Source organism: Pseudobdellovibrionaceae bacterium (genome assembly GCA_019637875.1).
GTDB lineage: Bacteria > Bdellovibrionota > Bdellovibrionia > Bdellovibrionales > Bdellovibrionaceae > JAHBUW01.
This window is the reverse complement of the sequence record JAHBUW010000001.1, coordinates 223,767-238,721: the sequence shown is the minus strand read 5'-3', so window position 1 is coordinate 238,721 and position 14,955 is coordinate 223,767. Positions and strand designations below refer to the sequence as shown.

The following is a 14,955-nucleotide window of genomic DNA, read 5'->3' as shown; positions in this document are numbered from 1 at the left end:
CGGGTGCGTGGATTCACGCACCCGGCATAGAAGTAGAACGAGTTTTTCTGTAAGCCGGATCCTGTCCTGTCGGGGCCTCTCTGTTCAGCCTTCAACAAGGACCATCATTCCTCTAGGCGAGACATTACTGTTCCGCTCAAGCGATCTGACCCGGTGGCTCGACGCGGGCCGCGTTTTCTGTGCCACCCTATTTGATCTTGCTCCGCGCAGAGTTTGGCTGTTTTCACTCCAGCGGCTCCCCGATCGCCTCCCGTTCCCGGCGAAAGGATCAATGCCCTGGACCTTCTCTCTGTTCCACTGTTCCTACGGTCACCCGTGGGGGGCGTTACCCCCTGCGCTGCCCTGCGGAGTCCGGACTTTCCTCCCGCACTTCTGGTTGCCCAGAAACACCGGCGATGGCCCGAAAAACTCGTGCTGCCCAAATAGCACGCAATGGCCTTTCCCACAACCTGCAAAACCAGTTGATCCTCACGCCCGACCGGTTTTAATCTAGGCCCGATTTCACCGCTTAAAAGATCACCGGCTAAGGAGTTTTCGCCATGAAATGGATGCTTTCGGTCACAGTTTTTATGATGGTTCTGGCGGGAGTCTTCTCGGGCGCGCTGGCCGCCGGCGGCGAAGAGCACGGTGACGGACACCACAGCGTGGGCGTTCCCCAACCCGTCGCGGATCTGACCAAGTCGACCCTTCCCGGTCGCGTCTCGTTGACCGAGCCCAAAGCGCTGGCAAAAGTCGATGCCACCGTCACGCTGAAATGGACCGCCGCCACCGGCGCCGACGTTTACCACGTTCAAGTCGCGAAAGATCCCCGCTTCAAATGGCTCGTCGTCGACAACGCCAACGTGACCGGTGAGTCCTTCCAGACTCCCGCTCTCGAAGCCGGTCCTTACTTCTGGCGCGTCGCTGGCCGCAAACCCGCGAACGATGCCACTTACACCAAAGGCTACTTCACGAACTCTAGCTTCGAAGTAAAGTAAGCCGAGAAATCACTTCTTTCCGGCGATGACGAAATCCTTCTTTCTTCTCTTCGCCGGCGTCTTCCCGAGTCTTTCGGTTTTTTCGTATATGGTCTTGGCCCGGGATCCCGGGTCCGTCCCCGCGTTCTACGCCCTTTCGAAACTCGTCCAACTCGCGCTCCCCTTCATCTGGATCTACGCTTTTCGGGAACCCGCACCCCGCCTTTGGCGCTGGGACAAAGCCGACGTCCTTGAGGGCATCGCCACGGGCTTCGCGATGCTGGTGGGATTGTGGGCGCTGTACGCCTTCGTTCTGCATCAGCTCCCGGTCGTCCAAGCCGCAAAGCCATTGATCCAAGCCAAGGTCGACGCCTTCGGAGCCGGAACTCCGTTCCGCTTCCTGGCGCTTTGTCTCTTCATCTCGGTGGTGCATTCGCTGTTCGAGGAGTTCTACTGGCGGGCCTTCCTGCACCATGAACTCGAGAAGCGCATGCGTTTTCTGCCCGCGCTGATCCTGTCGTCGCTGGGATTCACCGGCCACCATATCGTGGTCATCGCCCAGTACGTGGATCCGGGCAGCTCAGCCGCATGGGTCGTCCTGCTGTCGGCTTTTGTGTTCGTGGCCGGCGCGATCTGGGCCTTTCAATACCGGCGCCGCCAGTCCCTGTGGGGAGTCTGGATCAGCCACTGCTACGCGGATATCGCCATCCTCAGTTTGGGTTACCTGCTCCTGTTCGCGAGCGTGTAACAATCCCACTTCATGCAGGGTTAACGGGCACGGATTCGGGGTTTCTGGTAAAAGCCGGGGCCCCTCACGAAAGGAATTCCATGCGCGCCCTGATTTTGATCGCCGCGATTTTGTCCCCGCTCTCGCTTTACGCCCGCGCGGCCACCCGCGGTGAAGTCCGCGCCTTCTGCGAAACGATCGAGGACGCGCTCGAAGGCAGCAACGGCGGTTACGAACTGAATATGCGCAAATGTATGAATGGCCACATCGTCGCGATCCCGGAAAACGGCGCAACCACCCTGGAGGGCGTCGTGCAGGTCAGCCAACCCTTGAGCGATACACCCGAGGATCAGCCTTGGCAGTGCAAACTGAGTTATATCGGCGAGGCCAAAGCCGACAACGTTCTGTCCAACAGTCTGGCTTGTGATTAAAAAATAAAAAAACCCGGCCGTAGCCGGGTTTTTCTTTTTCGCCGACTTACTTCTTACAGAAGGTCAGCTTTTTTGTGATCACCGCGATCTCATCGATCTTCTCGTAGCGGCCGCCTTCGCGGATCACCGCCCAGTACACTCCCGACGTCAGCAGAATCTCTTTCGTGCGGTTCACTTGCGCCGCCAGGATCTTGATTCCGCAGCGCAGGTTCTTATAAGGGTCGAAGATCGTTTTCTTCGGATCGGTCGATTTCAGGTTCTTGTCTTTCGACCAATCGAACTCGCAGTACTTCGCCCATTGCACGTCCTGATAGCTCAGCTGCAGCAGCCCTTCGCTGTACACGGGTTGCTTCGTGATCGGATCGGTTCCCATGGTCGACTCGTGGTAACGGGTCGTGGGATTGTAGCCCGATTCGAACTTCGTGATTCCCGAAATCAGCGCGCCCCAGAAGTTGATCCGCTGATCTTTCGAAAGGTTGTGGTAGTTCGGGCAGAAGACGTCGGCATCGATCGCCTTGTTTAAAGAGTCGTAAGCTTCCTCGCGAATCACTTTGAACGCGTAAGTCGACCAAGGCTTCGAATCGCTGCGCGCGGATTCCCAGCTCAGCGGTTCGTAAGCGAAGGCCGGCGTGTCGTCCGGAGTCGGATTCGGCGTGGGCGTGAGCACGTTTTCATTCGGATCTTCGCTCAGGTTATTGTTGTCCCCGTCCGTCGACGGCAGATTCAAAGACGCATCATATTCGGAGCTACATCCCGCGGTCAGCCCGAGCGCGAGAACTAAGCTCAACCCCATCCACAACTTCATCTTTACCCCTCGGCCACCAACCCCCGGCGGCCAGAAACACATTCACAGACTGTAAAAACACTTGTGATGTAGCTAAGGGCAATCGGGGTGCCAGCGCGCGGGCCCGCGAGAACGAAATGAAGCGACGGAAAGTTTTAGAAACCGACGCGGTCCTTGGTGTTGTCGAAAGCTTCGAAGAAAAAACTCAAATAGCGTGATTCATAATTGTGAACATCAGTGAAACTATGGTTACGCTGAGCCCACTTTCCCTTCTGAAAATCACCTAAAAACCGCATCCAGAGCGAATTTCACGCGCGTCCTGTTTCGATCTGGGACACGAGTCCAAAAAATTCGTAAAACAGTTCGACGGACTAAAGTCGGGCGCCCCACCAACCGTAAAGAAAGGTACGAGTCAAATAGCGGTACGTTGAAGGAGACTCATAGTGATCAAGAAATATCTGACCATGTCATTTGTCGCGGCTCTCTCACTCTTACTCATCGTTGAGAACGCGAGCGCTTTCTTCTAACAATCCAAAACAGTGAAGGTATGGGAGGGGTCCGTCGCCCGCATGGGAATTCGCGGTCGTCGGATCAGCATTCAACTGATCGCGCATTTGGGAATGCGTGATCGACAATCTGATAGATTGAATGGCGGGGCTTGAAGGAGCCCTCGCACGAAGGCCTCACAGATGGAGGCCTTTTTGCGTTTAGCCCGCGCGACGGCGCGACTCGAGGAAGTTCGGTCCACGGATGTCACCGAGCTTCGGTGGAGCGCGCCGCTCTTTCTCGGCAAGCAGACGCTGCCGCGCCCACTCGCGGTGGCGCAACCAGATCGCGGCCCAATCCAGCCACGCGCAGCTCACCGAAAAGCCCACGGTCAAAATCAGCGGGAAGAACATCCAACGGACTGACGTCGTCATGAACGACTGGGGCAGCAGCGTGAAGACCAGCGCGGCCGCGCCCCAGGCCAGGGTCACCTCAAAGGGGATCAGCGGCATTTTCGCGCGGGCCTCGCGCAGTTCTTTTTCGTGTTGTTCGAAGATTCGCGCGCCGTCTTCGGATTCGCCCTTCCAGGTGCGACCGACCAACTCCAAAGAGTAACGCGCTTCTTGCGCGAAGAACTTCCGCGACAGAGGACCCACGAAGGCGAAAAGCGACGTCCGCGCCAAGCGAGCCGTCACCATCAACTCACGCGGGCTCAGAAGCGAACGCAGTGAACGGCGCGGATCGGGCTTTTCCACCTTTTCGATTTGTTCAAGAAGACGCAGTTGCCACCGCGAAACGAAGGTCAGCAGAAATCCCAGGTAAAGAGCGGAAGCCACGGCCAGAACGGCGCCGTAAATCAGGCCACCGAAAGAACCGAGGCCCAAACGGACCGTGGTCGGAGGCAGAAAGATCGCGAGAACCGCGAAACTGAAAACGAGAAACGGAAGCGCAAGCACCGGGTCACGTGCGAAGCTATGCACGGCACGATCAAATCGCGCCGTACCAAATGCGTCGCCGTACTTGTCGGCTTTTCCCACGTCGTCCCCCTCCCCCACTGATCGGCAGGAGAGGGTCGTGACTTGCCGGACGTCCGTCCGTAGGACTAGCGATTACTTGCAGGTTGCCGAGACGATGGTCCACTCGCCCTTACGGACCGAGTTTTCCACGCAGCGAGTGCCTTCCGAGATGTCCGAGCAGTCGAAGTTTTGCACGACTTCACCGTCACGGTTTTCCGACATCACGCTGTCACCTTGGCACCACGAAACGTAGTCCACTTTCGCGCCCGGAGGCAGGTCTTGGTCCGCAGGACCACCGACTTGGAACGAAGTTTGAGCGAACAGACTGACCGACGCGAGAACAACAGCTGCGAAAACGAAATTCTTCATCTTGAATCCCCCTAATGGATAAGCCGTCGCTAACACGATGCTGACCGAGGAGCAAAAGAACCGCACGTCGAGCAGGCGCTCTATCCAAAAACTTCAGATGAATCAGAGTGTCAGAGCCCGCTTTTCGGGCGACCGAGGAGGACAGAGGAGTACAATCGAGGCTCCGACCCGGAGGTCCCCATGCCCATCTATTCCGACATCACGAAAACCATCGGCCGTACCCCCCTCGTCCAAATGCAACGACTGGGGAAAGGTCTGCCCGGAAAAATCCTGCTGAAACTCGAGTTCTTCAATCCGCTCAGCTCGGTGAAGGACCGCATCGGCCTCGCGATGATCGAAGGCGCCGAGAAGCGCGGCCAGCTGAAACCCGGCATGACCGTCCTTGAACCCACGAGCGGCAACACCGGCATCGCGCTGGCTTTCGCGTGCGCGGCGAAAGGTTATCCGCTCACGCTCGTCATGCCCGAAACGATGTCGCAAGAGCGTCGTACGCTGCTCCTCCTGCTCGGCGCGAAGCTGATCCTGACCCCGGGGCCGCTGGGCATGAAGGGCGCCATCGCCAAAGCACTCTCGCTGGCGGATAAACCCGAGGGCGGCGAGACCTATTATCTGACCCGTCAGTTCGAAAATCCCGACAACCCCGAAATCCATCGCACCACCACCGCGAACGAGATCTGGGACGACACCCAGGGCGCCGTCGACATCGTCGTCTCGGGCGTCGGCACCGGCGGCACCATCACCGGCGTGGGCCAAGTGCTGAAGGCGAAGAAGGCCTCCGTGAAAATGATCGCCGTCGAGCCGAGCGAAAGCCCCGTCTTGAGCGGCGCCGCCCCCGGCCCGCACAAAATCCAAGGCATCGGCGCGGGCTTCATTCCGCCCGTCATGGATAAAGGCATCGTGGACGGCATCGAGAAGGTCTCGTCCGACGAAGCACTGAAGACCGCGCGCGAGGTCATCAAGACCGAGGGCATTCCCGTCGGCATCAGCTCGGGCGCGGCGATCGCCGCCGCGTTGCGGGTCGCCGCCGATCCCGCGAATCAAGGAAAGACCATCGTCGCCATCGTGCCGAGCTCGACGGAGCGTTACCTTTCGACGCTGCTTGCGGAAAGCGAACGTCAGCAGGCGCAAGCGCTCACCGTCAGCGACGTGCCGGCGGAGTATCTGGCGAAGGTTCCTGTACAGAGCGGCATCTGACTAAACCCTGGGGGGCGGTGACCCAATTCGCTGCCCTCCCCCCATCCCCCGGGTGCGCACTTTCACAACTCCCGCGCAACTAGCTGAAAAGACGAGACTAAAAATGTCTCGCTTTGGCACACCGCTTGCTCATACCACTTCTGGAAGAACCGGAGTTGTTATGAACCTGCGCTACTCACAGTTGATTCGCACCACCGTCGGCGCCATCGTCATGATGAGCCTTCTCGCCGCGTGCGAAAAAGGTGTCTTCATGAAAGACACCAAGATCACGACTCCGGATTTCAAGATCACGACGCAACAGCCGGGCGGCGCGCCCGATGAAAAAGCTCAATTCGAAATCGATTTGAAATCGCTGATGGTCAGCGACAACGGCGTCGTCGAGAACGTTCCCTCGTGGACCGGCGTTCTGGAATTCACGCTGAACAACAAAACTAAAAAAGAAGAAAAGCGCATCCAGATCTCGGCCAACGCCGTGATGGACAAAGTGAAATCGGGAAAAGTGGAAACCAAGCCCGGCGAACCCGTCATCACTTACCGCGCGAAGTGCGCGGGTGCGGCTTGCTCGAAGTACTATCTCGTCGTCGCCTTTCACTTCTACGACGATCAAGGCAACTATTTGGATATGAAGTATCTGGTCATCGGCTGGTACCGCGACTTGAAACAAGTTCGCCGCGCCCTGCTCGAGAACGACCTGGATCACGTGACTCTGCAGAAACAGATCGAAAAGATGGAAGCCATGGACGCTTCGCTGACCGTCCCGCCCGTCGCGGGCGAGACCTCTCCTTCGGGAGTGACGGCGCCCTCGGGCGACGTGCTGACGGTCCCTGAACTGACAACACCCGCTCCCGACACCGAGATGGGACCCACCGCCCCCACGGGCACAGACGGCGGCGTTACGGCTCCGACCGGAACGGACGCGGACGAGCTCGAGACGAGCGGCGATCCCCTTCCGCCGACTCCGGAGCTGGCGGGCCAAGAGGGCGAATAAGCCCCCGCGCTTCGAGTTCCGTCCCCCGCGCCTTCGTGCCGGGGTCATCCCGCAGATACCTCACTTGCAGATCAAAACCCGTGAAGACTTCCGCCCACGTTCCCGCGCACATGCGGCAGGGCTTCAGCGAGACGTACAAAGTATAGCGCTCGTCCTTTTGCGGAGTGAATCCCGCGCGAAATAGTCCCTGAATCAGATCGATCTCGGCGTGACGGGTCTTGTTGATCGCTCCGGAGTGCAGCGCGTGGCCCACGACCTCGCCCTCACCGCGCGTGAGGATCGCGCCGATGGGTCGACTGTAGTCATGTAAAACGTCGCCGCGCGGGATCTGCGCTTCAAGCTCCGCCAGCGCCGCGACGATTTCCTCTTCGGTGCGTAAGCTACGTTGGGTCAGTTGCCCCGTGCTCGTGGGGAGCTGGGTTTCGTAGTACTCGTCCTCCAGGGGCACCACCTCGCGCCACTCCAGAGGGCCTTCGAGGCGTCCCACCGCTTCCCCCTCGACGACGCTGAAGCGCTTCGCCACGAGGTCGATGAAGCCCTTCTCCATAGGCCCGGGCGGATCGCTCAGATAGATCCGGGAACGCAACAGGAAGAACGAGTGGTCCCGATGACGATCGAAGATCCCCTGCAGAAGCTTCAGGACCGCCGAGGTCGGGCGCCCATCCGCCGGCCTATCGTCGGCAAAACAATCCGCCGGCCGATAGCCGGCAAAAAACACAACCCCCTGATGAATCAGGAAGGCCCAACGGGCCTGCGGTGACTTCCGCCGCAATTCGTGTAAGACCAGGGCCGCTTGCATACGCCTTTGCCTAACCCAGAAGGACCGCGACCTCAATGTCGATGATCGCCAACCGCCTTTCGAAAAACCTGAAGCAGCTGAAGCCCTGGGCCGACCGCTTGGGATTCGAGGCGTTCCGGTTATACGACTGGGACATCCCCGAATATCCGTTCTTCGTGGATCTCTATAAAGACGAGTTCCTGGTCTACGACAAAGGTTTCGAGTCTTCGCCCCGCGACCGCCAGCATCTGGACGAGATTCTGGCCGCGCTTCCCCTGATCGCGCCCGAGCTCGGCCTCCCGGCCGAGGCCCGCGTGCATCTGAAGCGCCGGATGACCCAAACCCGCACGGACAAATACGGAAAGACCGGCGACGCCCAAGAGTTCAAAGAGGTCCGCGAGGGCGCCGCGCGCTTCTGGGTGAACCTGACGGACTATCTGGACACCGGGCTTTTTCTGGATCACCGGCCTTTGCGCGAAACGATCCGCAAAGAAGCGAAGGACCGGCGCGTCCTGAATCTGTTCTGCTATACGGGCGCGATCTCGGTGGCGGCGGCGCTTGGGGGCGCCACCGTCACGAGCGTGGATCTGTCGGCGACCTATCTGGATTGGGCGAAGCGCAACTTCACTTTGAACGACATCGATCCCGCCCGGCACGAATTCTTGCGCGCGGATATTCTGAAATACCTGGAAGAGGACGGAGCGCGCGAGTTCGACCTCATCGTGATGGACCCGCCCATCTTTTCGAACTCGAAAAAGATGACCGACGTCCTGGACACGCAGCGCGATCACGCGTGGATGATCGAAAGTTGCCTGCTGCGGCTGAAGCCCGGCGGGAAGATGTACTTCTCGGCCAACAAGCAGGGATTCAAACTGGAGCCCGGACTGCACGAGATCGCCGAGATCCGGGACATCACCGCGCGCACGATCCCCAAGGATTTCCACCGCCAGAAACCCCACGTCTGCTTTGAACTCCGGCCCCTCGTCTCAATTTAGTCAACTCTATTGACTAAATTGGTCAAGCTCGTTGACCATGTGGGTGGAGGTGGACTTTGCCCCATTTTCAAGTCTCCGACGGACGGCTTTTCTACCGTGACGAAGGAGAAGGACCGGTCCTTGTCATCGCCCACGGCACCCCGACCCACTCGGGCGAATACGCGAAGCTCATCGAAAGCCTGAAGGATCGCTACCGCGTGCTCGCCCTCGATCACCTCGGCTTCGGCGCTTCGGACAAACCCGTGGACGCGGACTATTCCCTCGCGGCCCACCGGCGACGCTTTCGCGAATGGCTGACGATGCTCAAGATCGACGCCTGCCATTTGCTGGTCCACGACTTCGGTGCGGTGATCGCTCTGCCCGCCGTCCTCGAGCCCCGCCCCGTCGTGAGCGGCGTCATCCTTCTGAACACCTGGCTGTGGCCCTTGATCGAAACCGAACCCCAGATGAAGTCCCAGGCGCGACTCCTTCAATGGGGTGTGCTGCCCTGGCTTTACCGGAGCTTCAACTTCTCGCCCCGCGTGCTTTTGAAAATGGCCTGGGGTCGCAAAAATCCGCTCACGCGCGAACGTCACCGCCACTACATGGATCAGTTCCCCACCGCGCGTGATCGCGAAGGGGCCGTGGGTTTTATGCGCGCGCTTTTCGATTTCGGCGCGCCCGCGTGGCGGAACGACGACATCCTGAAACGTCTACGCGAACTTCCCGTGCTGATCGCCTGGGGCCTGGAGGATCGCCTGATCGGTCCCCGCAACCTGGCGCGCTGGCGCTCCGAACTTCCCTACGCCCGCGTGATGACCTTCGATCAAGTGGGGCACTTCGTCGCCGAAGAGAACACGGCGGAGCTTTCCGCGCTTCTCGGCGAATGGCTCGAAAGGAAATCCCCGTGACCCGGTCCCGCCTTCCCGATATTCGCATCGAAGCCGACGAACTCAACTCCGCCCAGCCCTTGGGTCGCTACTTGGTCGTGCTGTTCCGGCAGTTCGAAGACGAACTCGTCGCCGAGCTTCACGCCCGGGGGCACCGGGATCTACTGGTCACAGATTTCAATATCTTGAGATTCATCTCGCCGGAAGGTTCCAGCGCGCAAACGCTCGCGCGCCTGGCGGGCGTGACGAAGCAGGCCATCAGCCAACAGCTCGCCCACCTCGAGAAGCGGGGCCTCTGCCGCCGCGAAGCCGATCCGAACGATCTGCGCGCGAAACGGATTCGCTTCACAGCGAAGGGCCGACGTGTGATCGAAGACGCGATCCGCGTGACCGAAAAGATTGAAGCCCGTCAGGCGGCCGTCCTGGGACAAACCTCATTCGAAAAATTGAAGGAGCAGCTGGGCCGTTTGATCGAAGCCGACCTGAAATGAAGGGAGCTGGCCCCTTTGTGTGCGCTTTTCAGATTCGGGGAGTTTCTGAAAGATCTTTTCTTCCGGTCAGTTGGGGTCGCGGGCGGCCAGCCTCCGCAGCGCCTGGATGGCGTAAGACCCTGCGGCGAGGCCAGGAGGGCCGTGCCCCAAGTGAGCGGAAGAAAAGATCTTTCAGAAACGCTCCGGAAATCGGAAAGCGCACACAAAGGGGCCAGTTCAGAAATGAAGAGGGCTCCTTGCGGAGCCCTCGGGAAGGGGTCGAACGCTCAGAGGCGCCGACCGGTTGGGGATGGACTCGCCATCCGTTAAATTATCCCACTTGCGGAAGAACGGTTTGCCAACGGCGCTGCGAATGGCGGCGTTGATCCCGTTTTTTCTCTAAGCTGCGGTGAAGGACTTCGAAAAGTCGATCCGACAAAATCGCCGCGGCTTGATAGAGGTTGGGGCCTTCCTTCTGTAGTACGAGTGGTTTGAAGCGACGATTCGTCACGACAAGTTTCACCCGGAAGTCATCTTTCCCCGCATGAATTGGGGAATTTTCCATTTCCACTGAGACCGTGGCGTTCGCGCCCTCGAGCTCGGGAAATTTCGCCAGGACGTGCGAGACTTTCTCCTGGACGATCTCAGAAACCATTTCGGATTTCTCGAGATTTTTGAAGATGACCTTCACCATTTGAACCTCCTTGCCGGAGAGCACCCGGGATTGAGTGCCCCTGGATGAGATCAATCTACTCCCGCATTTCGGATCTTCCCAATTCTTAATCTCGATAGTGCATATCAATCGAATCGAACTTGATTTCGCGTGGAAACGAAACCAGCCGGGGTACAAATCAAATGGAACGATAACGTCGATGTTTTCGGCGTGTCATCGCAAGGATCACTATTAGAAATTAAAATGGGTTGGGGACCTTGACCAAACGCAGGTCGTGTAAAAGGGCCCGTCTAAAGTTCTAACAGTCGCGTCAGAGGAGCGAATTCATTAAGGGACCTTTGTTTAGGGAGCTTAATCATCATGAAGAAGATCTGTATTCTAGCGCTGATCGCCGTCACGCAAATCGTCGCCTGCGCGCCCGCCGCGAAGGACGAACTCGAAGCCAAAGACAAACGCATCGCCGATCTGGAGCGCCAGCTTCAGGGCGAACAACGTAAACGCGGCGAAGAAGAAACCCTGCGCGCGGAAGTTACGGTCGCCTGATTCAGAAAAGCGTGCATCTGGTGCGCGGCACCGCGCGGACCTTACGTTATGACTGCCAAGGGGCTCTGCAAAAAGACGCGATCGAAACGATCAGCCCGCCCCGCGAAACCATCGATCTTCCCGAATTGAAAGATATGGTCGCCAGCGGTGCGACCGTGATGGTCATGAATCGTCAAACCTGCCAAGGCGGCGGTTTCAGTAAAGGACTCACCCGCTGGAGCACCCCCACCCTGTAGGTGGACCGCGCCAACGCCGTGCTGACCCACGAGGTCTTCGCCGGGTTGAACCAAATCGACTTCGGCCTTTGCGACGCCAGCGGAAAAACCAATGGCGTTTCAAAAGACTGCGCCCATCCCACGTGGGTCGCGACATTGGAGCTGAAAGTCACCGAAGAAGAGAAGCTCGATGCGAAAAACCACGAGCTCCGTCCGAAGACGGAAGACTGCGTAAAACCGGGCGTGCGGTAACGTCTCGCTCCGAGACATTTCTCCGCCCCGCTGTCGCGTCGGCCCCCTCCTACGTTAGAATAACGTTTCGGGGGAACGTTGACGGTTAAGGTTCAAGATCTCTTGCAAAACTGCGAGGACGCCGTGCGCGCGGGACAAATGTCCACGGCCTCGCTGATTTTAAGCTCCATCCCCGCCAAAGACATTCCCCGAAAGCTGATCGGCCGTGCCGCGAACCTCTGTCGCCGCACGGGTAAAGTGACCTTGGGCTTGCGTCTGTTGACCCGGATCATCCACCCCGAAAAAGTGGGCGCGGCCCCCGCCACCGCCGTCGAGATCGCCGAGTACGCCGTGCTCTTGCAACGGGCGGGCGGCATCGCCGAAGCCTTGGAACTTCTAGAGTCTCCGCGCTCCCAAGGCCCCTGGGAAACGCGCCTTTACCGCGCCTATTGTTTCTTCGCGCGCTGGGATTACGCCCGCGCGGTGCCGGAGCTCGAATCCTACCTGGACGGCGAGCTTGCGCCCTACGCGCGCGTCGTCGGCGAAGTGAACTTGGCCTCGGCGCTGATCGGCGCCCAAGAAGATGAACGCGCCCTGCCCCTGGTCGAGAGCCTCATCGCCAAAACCGGAAACGCCCTGCGCCTGCACGGGAACTGCCTCGAGATGGCCGCGCAGCTGCGCATTCGCTCCGGTCAATTCGAGCGCGCCGCCGAAGACCTCGACGCCGCCGCGAAGATCCTGACGGGCGGACTGGATCGTCTTTTCATTCAGAAGTGGCGCGGCTATCTGGTCGCCCTTCGCGAAGGGCGGCTCACGCCCCTTCTCGAAACGCGCGCGCTGGCCGCCGAGCTTCGCCACTTCGAAACCCTAAGGGACATCGACCATTTGATTTTACGCACGGGCTTTGATGAAACGCGCTTCGAACGACTTTACTTCGGTACCCCGTCCCCCGCGTACCGCGAAAAACTCGTCGCCTCGTTGGGGCGGGCGCCGACGCACGGGCACTACGTGGACGGCGCAGCGGGAAGCGCACCGATCGAGTTCGCGGGAACCGACAAAGTCAGTCGCGTCCTGCATCTGGTGTCGCGCGATCTGTATCGCCCCATTCAGCTCGGAACCCTCTTCGCGGAACTGTTTCCCCGTGAACACTTCGACATCTTCCACTCTCCGGATCGGGTGCACCAACTGATCCGCCGCGCGCGACGGCAGCTCAAAGCTCAGGGCCTGGACATGAAGATCGAAGGGCGCGGTGGCAGCTTTCAACTTTTCCGTGGCCCCGAAGCGGCGCTGCTTTTGCGGGCCGCCCCCGACGTTGCCGATCCCCACGAACGTTGGTGGAACACGCTTTTGCAATCGTTCCGACCGGGTATGGAGTTTTCCGCACGTGAGGCCCGTGGTCGACTGGGGCTGAGCACGGGTCAGTTCCGCCGCTTCGCCCGGTGGGCGCAGGAGCGTCGGTCACTGCACGTCTACGGCGCCGGTCCCGCGACGACTTACGAAATCGCCAGCCTCGCGAGGCCCGCATGATGCGGTGGCGGGTCCTCCTCATTTCGATTTTGGCGTTCTCGCTTCCGCTGATTTTTCAGAACTGCACGGGCTTCGACGGTCTCGATGCGAATTTGTCCTCATTGTCGTTGGCCGAATCGCAGTCCCCCGGCGGTAACGGCGAAGGTTACGACGGGAAGATCTATAACTTGATCCTGGTCGGCGGGGTCTGCGCGGACGGCGATCCCGTCCGCGCGCGCATCCTCGTGCGCAACGGCGTTGGGATCATGATCCGCCAGAACTGCCGGGATCTTTCGGCCGACGAAAGATTCGAAGTGCCGCTGGTATTCAATGATGCCGAGAAGCGGATCCTCGTCTACGAAGGCGAAGAGTACCTCTTGCAGTACGTGCAGTTTCAGGAAATGAAGGCCGCCGCGGCGGGCGCGGATTTCACCGCGATCGGTACCGTGTGGAACGCGGCGCCGGGTCACCTGCCCGTCGTGGCCCGCCTCAACGACGCCGGCAAACCGAGCTGGGTCAGAACTTACGACCACGACTTCGCGGGACGTTCCTTGATCGTCACTTCCCTCACGTCGTCCTCCGACGGCCTTCTGCTGAGCGCGAGTCCCGCGGACCTCAACCTCGCCACCGCTTTTCAAAGTCGTGAACCGGCCCTGCTCGTCAAACTCGACGATGGGGGCCTTCCCCTCTCGGCACTTGTGTACGGCGCCGACTTACCCGAGCGCCATAAGCTCCGCTTCGCTCGCGTGATGCCTTTGGGCGCCGGTCGACTGCTCGTGGGCGCCTCGCTCACCGTGTTCGCCGAATCCACCACCAGCGCCTTAAGTACCGCTCCCGAGCGACGGGCGGCGGGCCTCGTGTGGTTGCGTGCGGACGGACGGATCGAAGCGCAGCGGTGGTTCGAAGACATGGTGCTTACGGATCTGCTTCCGCTCAGTGACGGTACGCTCCTGCTGTCGGGTCTCGGTAACGGCCAACCGATTTACGTCAAAGTGAACTCGTCCGGCGAGGTTTTATGGACACGCCAAATCGCGATGCAAAGTGAATCCGTCCTCGCGACCGACGATGGCGGGTTCATCGTGGCCGGCTCCACCGAGTTTTCCTCTACCGGACGCAGTCAGGCCCTCGTGCTACGTCTGGATAGCGCCGGGGATCTTTCGTGGTCGCGCAGCTACGGCACGGCGAACGAATCCGGCCTTGCCGTCATCGCCTCGCTTGTCGCCCGACCCGGTGGTGGATTCTACGCGCTCGGGTTCGCGGATCGTTCGGGACGGACCGCAACCTACTACCGCCTTGGCTCGGACGGTTCTTTGCTCGATCATGCCAAGTTCAAACCGGGTTTCTCGGCACGCTGGAAGAAAGCGCTGCTGACGAACGACGGCGCGCTCTGGGGCTCGCTCGTCAATTCGGATTTCACGCGTGTCGAAAACTCATTGAACGAAGTCTTGGTCCGCCTGCACCCCGAGAGTCCGTCGCTCTGCACGGGTTGCGTGCGCAACGATGACGACGTTTCGATCACGCTGTCCCCCACGCTCACGACCCCCGCCTTGACGGTGGGAGCCGAAGTCCTGAGCCCCGCCTTCAAGGAAACTCCGCTACGGGCGCGCTCGTTGGGTTATCCCCTGTTCATTTCGCCCTGACATCCCAAACTGAGGCGATCGCTTCACGGATGTCAGTCGCGACTCCACCTTCCCCGAGGCATTCTGGAAAAGAACAAGGGGGAA

At 59.7% G+C, this 14,955-nt stretch carries 18 protein-coding genes and 1 other RNA gene; 13 read left to right on the top strand and 6 right to left on the bottom strand.

Translation table 11 applies throughout. The features are described 5' to 3' along the window. Nucleotides 1-34: 34 nt before the first annotated feature. An RNA gene (gene rnpB / locus KF767_01270) (RNase P RNA component class A) lies at nucleotides 35-412 on the bottom strand. A 127-nt stretch (nucleotides 413-539) separates the two neighbouring features. Between rnpB and KF767_01265 the strand changes: the two genes are divergently transcribed. The 3 genes from KF767_01265 to KF767_01255 all read left to right on the top strand — a co-directional run bounded on the left by KF767_01265 (nucleotide 540) and on the right by KF767_01255 (nucleotide 2,114). Beyond that, nucleotides 540-977 (top strand): fibronectin type III domain-containing protein, encoded by a 438-nt coding sequence (locus tag KF767_01265; GenBank protein ID MBX3016489.1) that lies wholly within the window; start codon nucleotides 540-542, stop codon nucleotides 975-977. A gap of 25 nt (nucleotides 978-1,002) precedes the next feature. Next, the gene (locus KF767_01260) at nucleotides 1,003-1,704 is read left to right on the top strand and encodes a CPBP family intramembrane metalloprotease (GenBank protein MBX3016488.1); all 702 of its coding nucleotides are present in this window, start codon (nucleotides 1,003-1,005) and stop codon (nucleotides 1,702-1,704) included. A gap of 80 nt (nucleotides 1,705-1,784) precedes the next feature. Further along, complete coding sequence (locus KF767_01255; GenBank protein ID MBX3016487.1) at nucleotides 1,785-2,114, top strand: hypothetical protein; 330 nt, start codon at nucleotides 1,785-1,787, stop codon at nucleotides 2,112-2,114. Nucleotides 2,115-2,160: 46 nt separating this feature from the next. Here KF767_01255 and KF767_01250 read toward each other — a convergent pair whose 3' ends face one another. From KF767_01250 to KF767_01240, 3 genes are all read right to left on the bottom strand, one after another. Further along, nucleotides 2,161-2,919: a hypothetical protein gene (locus KF767_01250; GenBank protein MBX3016486.1), complete on the bottom strand. Its 759-nt coding sequence runs from the start codon at nucleotides 2,917-2,919 to the stop codon at nucleotides 2,161-2,163. Nucleotides 2,920-3,605: 686 nt separating this feature from the next. Further along, entirely contained in the window at nucleotides 3,606-4,421 is an 816-nt protein-coding gene (locus KF767_01245) for a hypothetical protein (protein ID MBX3016485.1), read from the bottom strand. A 72-nt stretch (nucleotides 4,422-4,493) separates the two neighbouring features. Next, the gene (locus tag KF767_01240; protein MBX3016484.1) at nucleotides 4,494-4,769 is read right to left on the bottom strand and encodes a hypothetical protein; all 276 of its coding nucleotides are present in this window, start codon (nucleotides 4,767-4,769) and stop codon (nucleotides 4,494-4,496) included. A gap of 180 nt (nucleotides 4,770-4,949) precedes the next feature. On the opposite strand from KF767_01240, the gene cysK reads away from it, so the two are divergent. Continuing rightward, on the top strand, nucleotides 4,950-5,963 hold the full coding sequence (cysK, locus tag KF767_01235; protein MBX3016483.1) for a cysteine synthase A: 1,014 nt from the start codon (nucleotides 4,950-4,952) through the stop codon (nucleotides 5,961-5,963). Between the two features lie 160 nt (nucleotides 5,964-6,123). Further along, nucleotides 6,124-6,951 (top strand): hypothetical protein, encoded by an 828-nt coding sequence (locus KF767_01230; GenBank protein MBX3016482.1) that lies wholly within the window; start codon nucleotides 6,124-6,126, stop codon nucleotides 6,949-6,951. On the opposite strand, the gene KF767_01225 is transcribed toward KF767_01230, so the two are convergent. Next, nucleotides 6,857-7,750, bottom strand: a complete 894-nt coding sequence (locus tag KF767_01225) for a Bd3614 family nucleic acid deaminase (protein MBX3016481.1) — start codon at nucleotides 7,748-7,750, stop codon at nucleotides 6,857-6,859. The two genes, KF767_01230 and KF767_01225, sit on opposite strands and share 95 nt — an antisense overlap. A 35-nt stretch (nucleotides 7,751-7,785) precedes the next feature. On the opposite strand from KF767_01225, the gene KF767_01220 reads away from it, so the two are divergent. Genes KF767_01220 through KF767_01210 form a run of 3 tightly spaced genes read left to right on the top strand, consistent with a single transcriptional unit; the run spans nucleotide 7,786 to nucleotide 10,084 of the window. Next, the gene (locus KF767_01220; protein ID MBX3016480.1) at nucleotides 7,786-8,724 is read left to right on the top strand and encodes a class I SAM-dependent methyltransferase; all 939 of its coding nucleotides are present in this window, start codon (nucleotides 7,786-7,788) and stop codon (nucleotides 8,722-8,724) included. Between the two features lie 56 nt (nucleotides 8,725-8,780). Next, complete coding sequence (locus tag KF767_01215) at nucleotides 8,781-9,614, top strand: alpha/beta fold hydrolase (GenBank protein MBX3016479.1); 834 nt, start codon at nucleotides 8,781-8,783, stop codon at nucleotides 9,612-9,614. Further along, on the top strand, nucleotides 9,611-10,084 hold the full coding sequence (locus KF767_01210) for a MarR family transcriptional regulator (protein ID MBX3016478.1): 474 nt from the start codon (nucleotides 9,611-9,613) through the stop codon (nucleotides 10,082-10,084). The genes KF767_01215 and KF767_01210 overlap by 4 nt, the downstream gene beginning before the upstream one ends. 310 nt (nucleotides 10,085-10,394) lie before the next feature. Here the strand turns inward: KF767_01210 and KF767_01205 are convergent, their stop codons facing one another. After that, nucleotides 10,395-10,757, bottom strand: coding sequence for an HPF/RaiA family ribosome-associated protein (locus KF767_01205; GenBank protein ID MBX3016477.1), 363 nt, complete (start codon nucleotides 10,755-10,757; stop codon nucleotides 10,395-10,397). A 339-nt stretch (nucleotides 10,758-11,096) separates the two neighbouring features. Between KF767_01205 and KF767_01200 the strand changes: the two genes are divergently transcribed. The 5 genes from KF767_01200 to KF767_01180 all read left to right on the top strand — a co-directional run bounded on the left by KF767_01200 (nucleotide 11,097) and on the right by KF767_01180 (nucleotide 14,871). Next, nucleotides 11,097-11,279 carry a hypothetical protein gene (locus tag KF767_01200; GenBank protein MBX3016476.1) on the top strand — a complete coding sequence of 61 codons (183 nt, stop codon included), beginning with the start codon at nucleotides 11,097-11,099 and terminating at the stop codon, nucleotides 11,277-11,279. An 11-nt stretch (nucleotides 11,280-11,290) separates the two neighbouring features. Continuing rightward, nucleotides 11,291-11,515: a hypothetical protein gene (locus KF767_01195; protein MBX3016475.1), complete on the top strand. Its 225-nt coding sequence runs from the start codon at nucleotides 11,291-11,293 to the stop codon at nucleotides 11,513-11,515. Beyond that, nucleotides 11,516-11,746 (top strand): hypothetical protein, encoded by a 231-nt coding sequence (locus tag KF767_01190; protein ID MBX3016474.1) that lies wholly within the window; start codon nucleotides 11,516-11,518, stop codon nucleotides 11,744-11,746. 78 nt (nucleotides 11,747-11,824) lie between these two features. Next, nucleotides 11,825-13,252: a hypothetical protein gene (locus tag KF767_01185; protein ID MBX3016473.1), complete on the top strand. Its 1,428-nt coding sequence runs from the start codon at nucleotides 11,825-11,827 to the stop codon at nucleotides 13,250-13,252. Then, nucleotides 13,249-14,871: a hypothetical protein gene (locus KF767_01180; protein MBX3016472.1), complete on the top strand. Its 1,623-nt coding sequence runs from the start codon at nucleotides 13,249-13,251 to the stop codon at nucleotides 14,869-14,871. Before KF767_01185 ends, KF767_01180 begins: the two co-directional genes overlap by 4 nt. Nucleotides 14,872-14,955: the final 84 nt, after the last annotated feature.

Bases quoted from the DNA above. Each gene is read 5' to 3' on its own strand.
- KF767_01205 (MBX3016477.1), bottom strand. From the start codon at position 10,757: ATGGTGAAGGTCATCTTCAAAAATCTCGAGAAATCCGAAATGGTTTCT.
- KF767_01255 (MBX3016487.1), top strand. From the start codon at position 1,785: ATGCGCGCCCTGATTTTGATCGCCGCGATTTTGTCCCCGCTCTCGCTT.
- KF767_01265 (MBX3016489.1), top strand. From the start codon at position 540: ATGAAATGGATGCTTTCGGTCACAGTTTTTATGATGGTTCTGGCGGGA.
- KF767_01260 (MBX3016488.1), top strand. From the start codon at position 1,003: ATGACGAAATCCTTCTTTCTTCTCTTCGCCGGCGTCTTCCCGAGTCTT.
- KF767_01250 (MBX3016486.1), bottom strand. From the start codon at position 2,919: ATGAAGTTGTGGATGGGGTTGAGCTTAGTTCTCGCGCTCGGGCTGACC.
- KF767_01240 (MBX3016484.1), bottom strand. From the start codon at position 4,769: ATGAAGAATTTCGTTTTCGCAGCTGTTGTTCTCGCGTCGGTCAGTCTG.
- KF767_01225 (MBX3016481.1), bottom strand. From the start codon at position 7,750: ATGCAAGCGGCCCTGGTCTTACACGAATTGCGGCGGAAGTCACCGCAG.
- KF767_01180 (MBX3016472.1), top strand. From the start codon at position 13,249: ATGATGCGGTGGCGGGTCCTCCTCATTTCGATTTTGGCGTTCTCGCTT.
- KF767_01220 (MBX3016480.1), top strand. From the start codon at position 7,786: ATGTCGATGATCGCCAACCGCCTTTCGAAAAACCTGAAGCAGCTGAAG.
- KF767_01230 (MBX3016482.1), top strand. From the start codon at position 6,124: ATGAACCTGCGCTACTCACAGTTGATTCGCACCACCGTCGGCGCCATC.
- cysK (MBX3016483.1), top strand. From the start codon at position 4,950: ATGCCCATCTATTCCGACATCACGAAAACCATCGGCCGTACCCCCCTC.
- KF767_01200 (MBX3016476.1), top strand. From the start codon at position 11,097: ATGAAGAAGATCTGTATTCTAGCGCTGATCGCCGTCACGCAAATCGTC.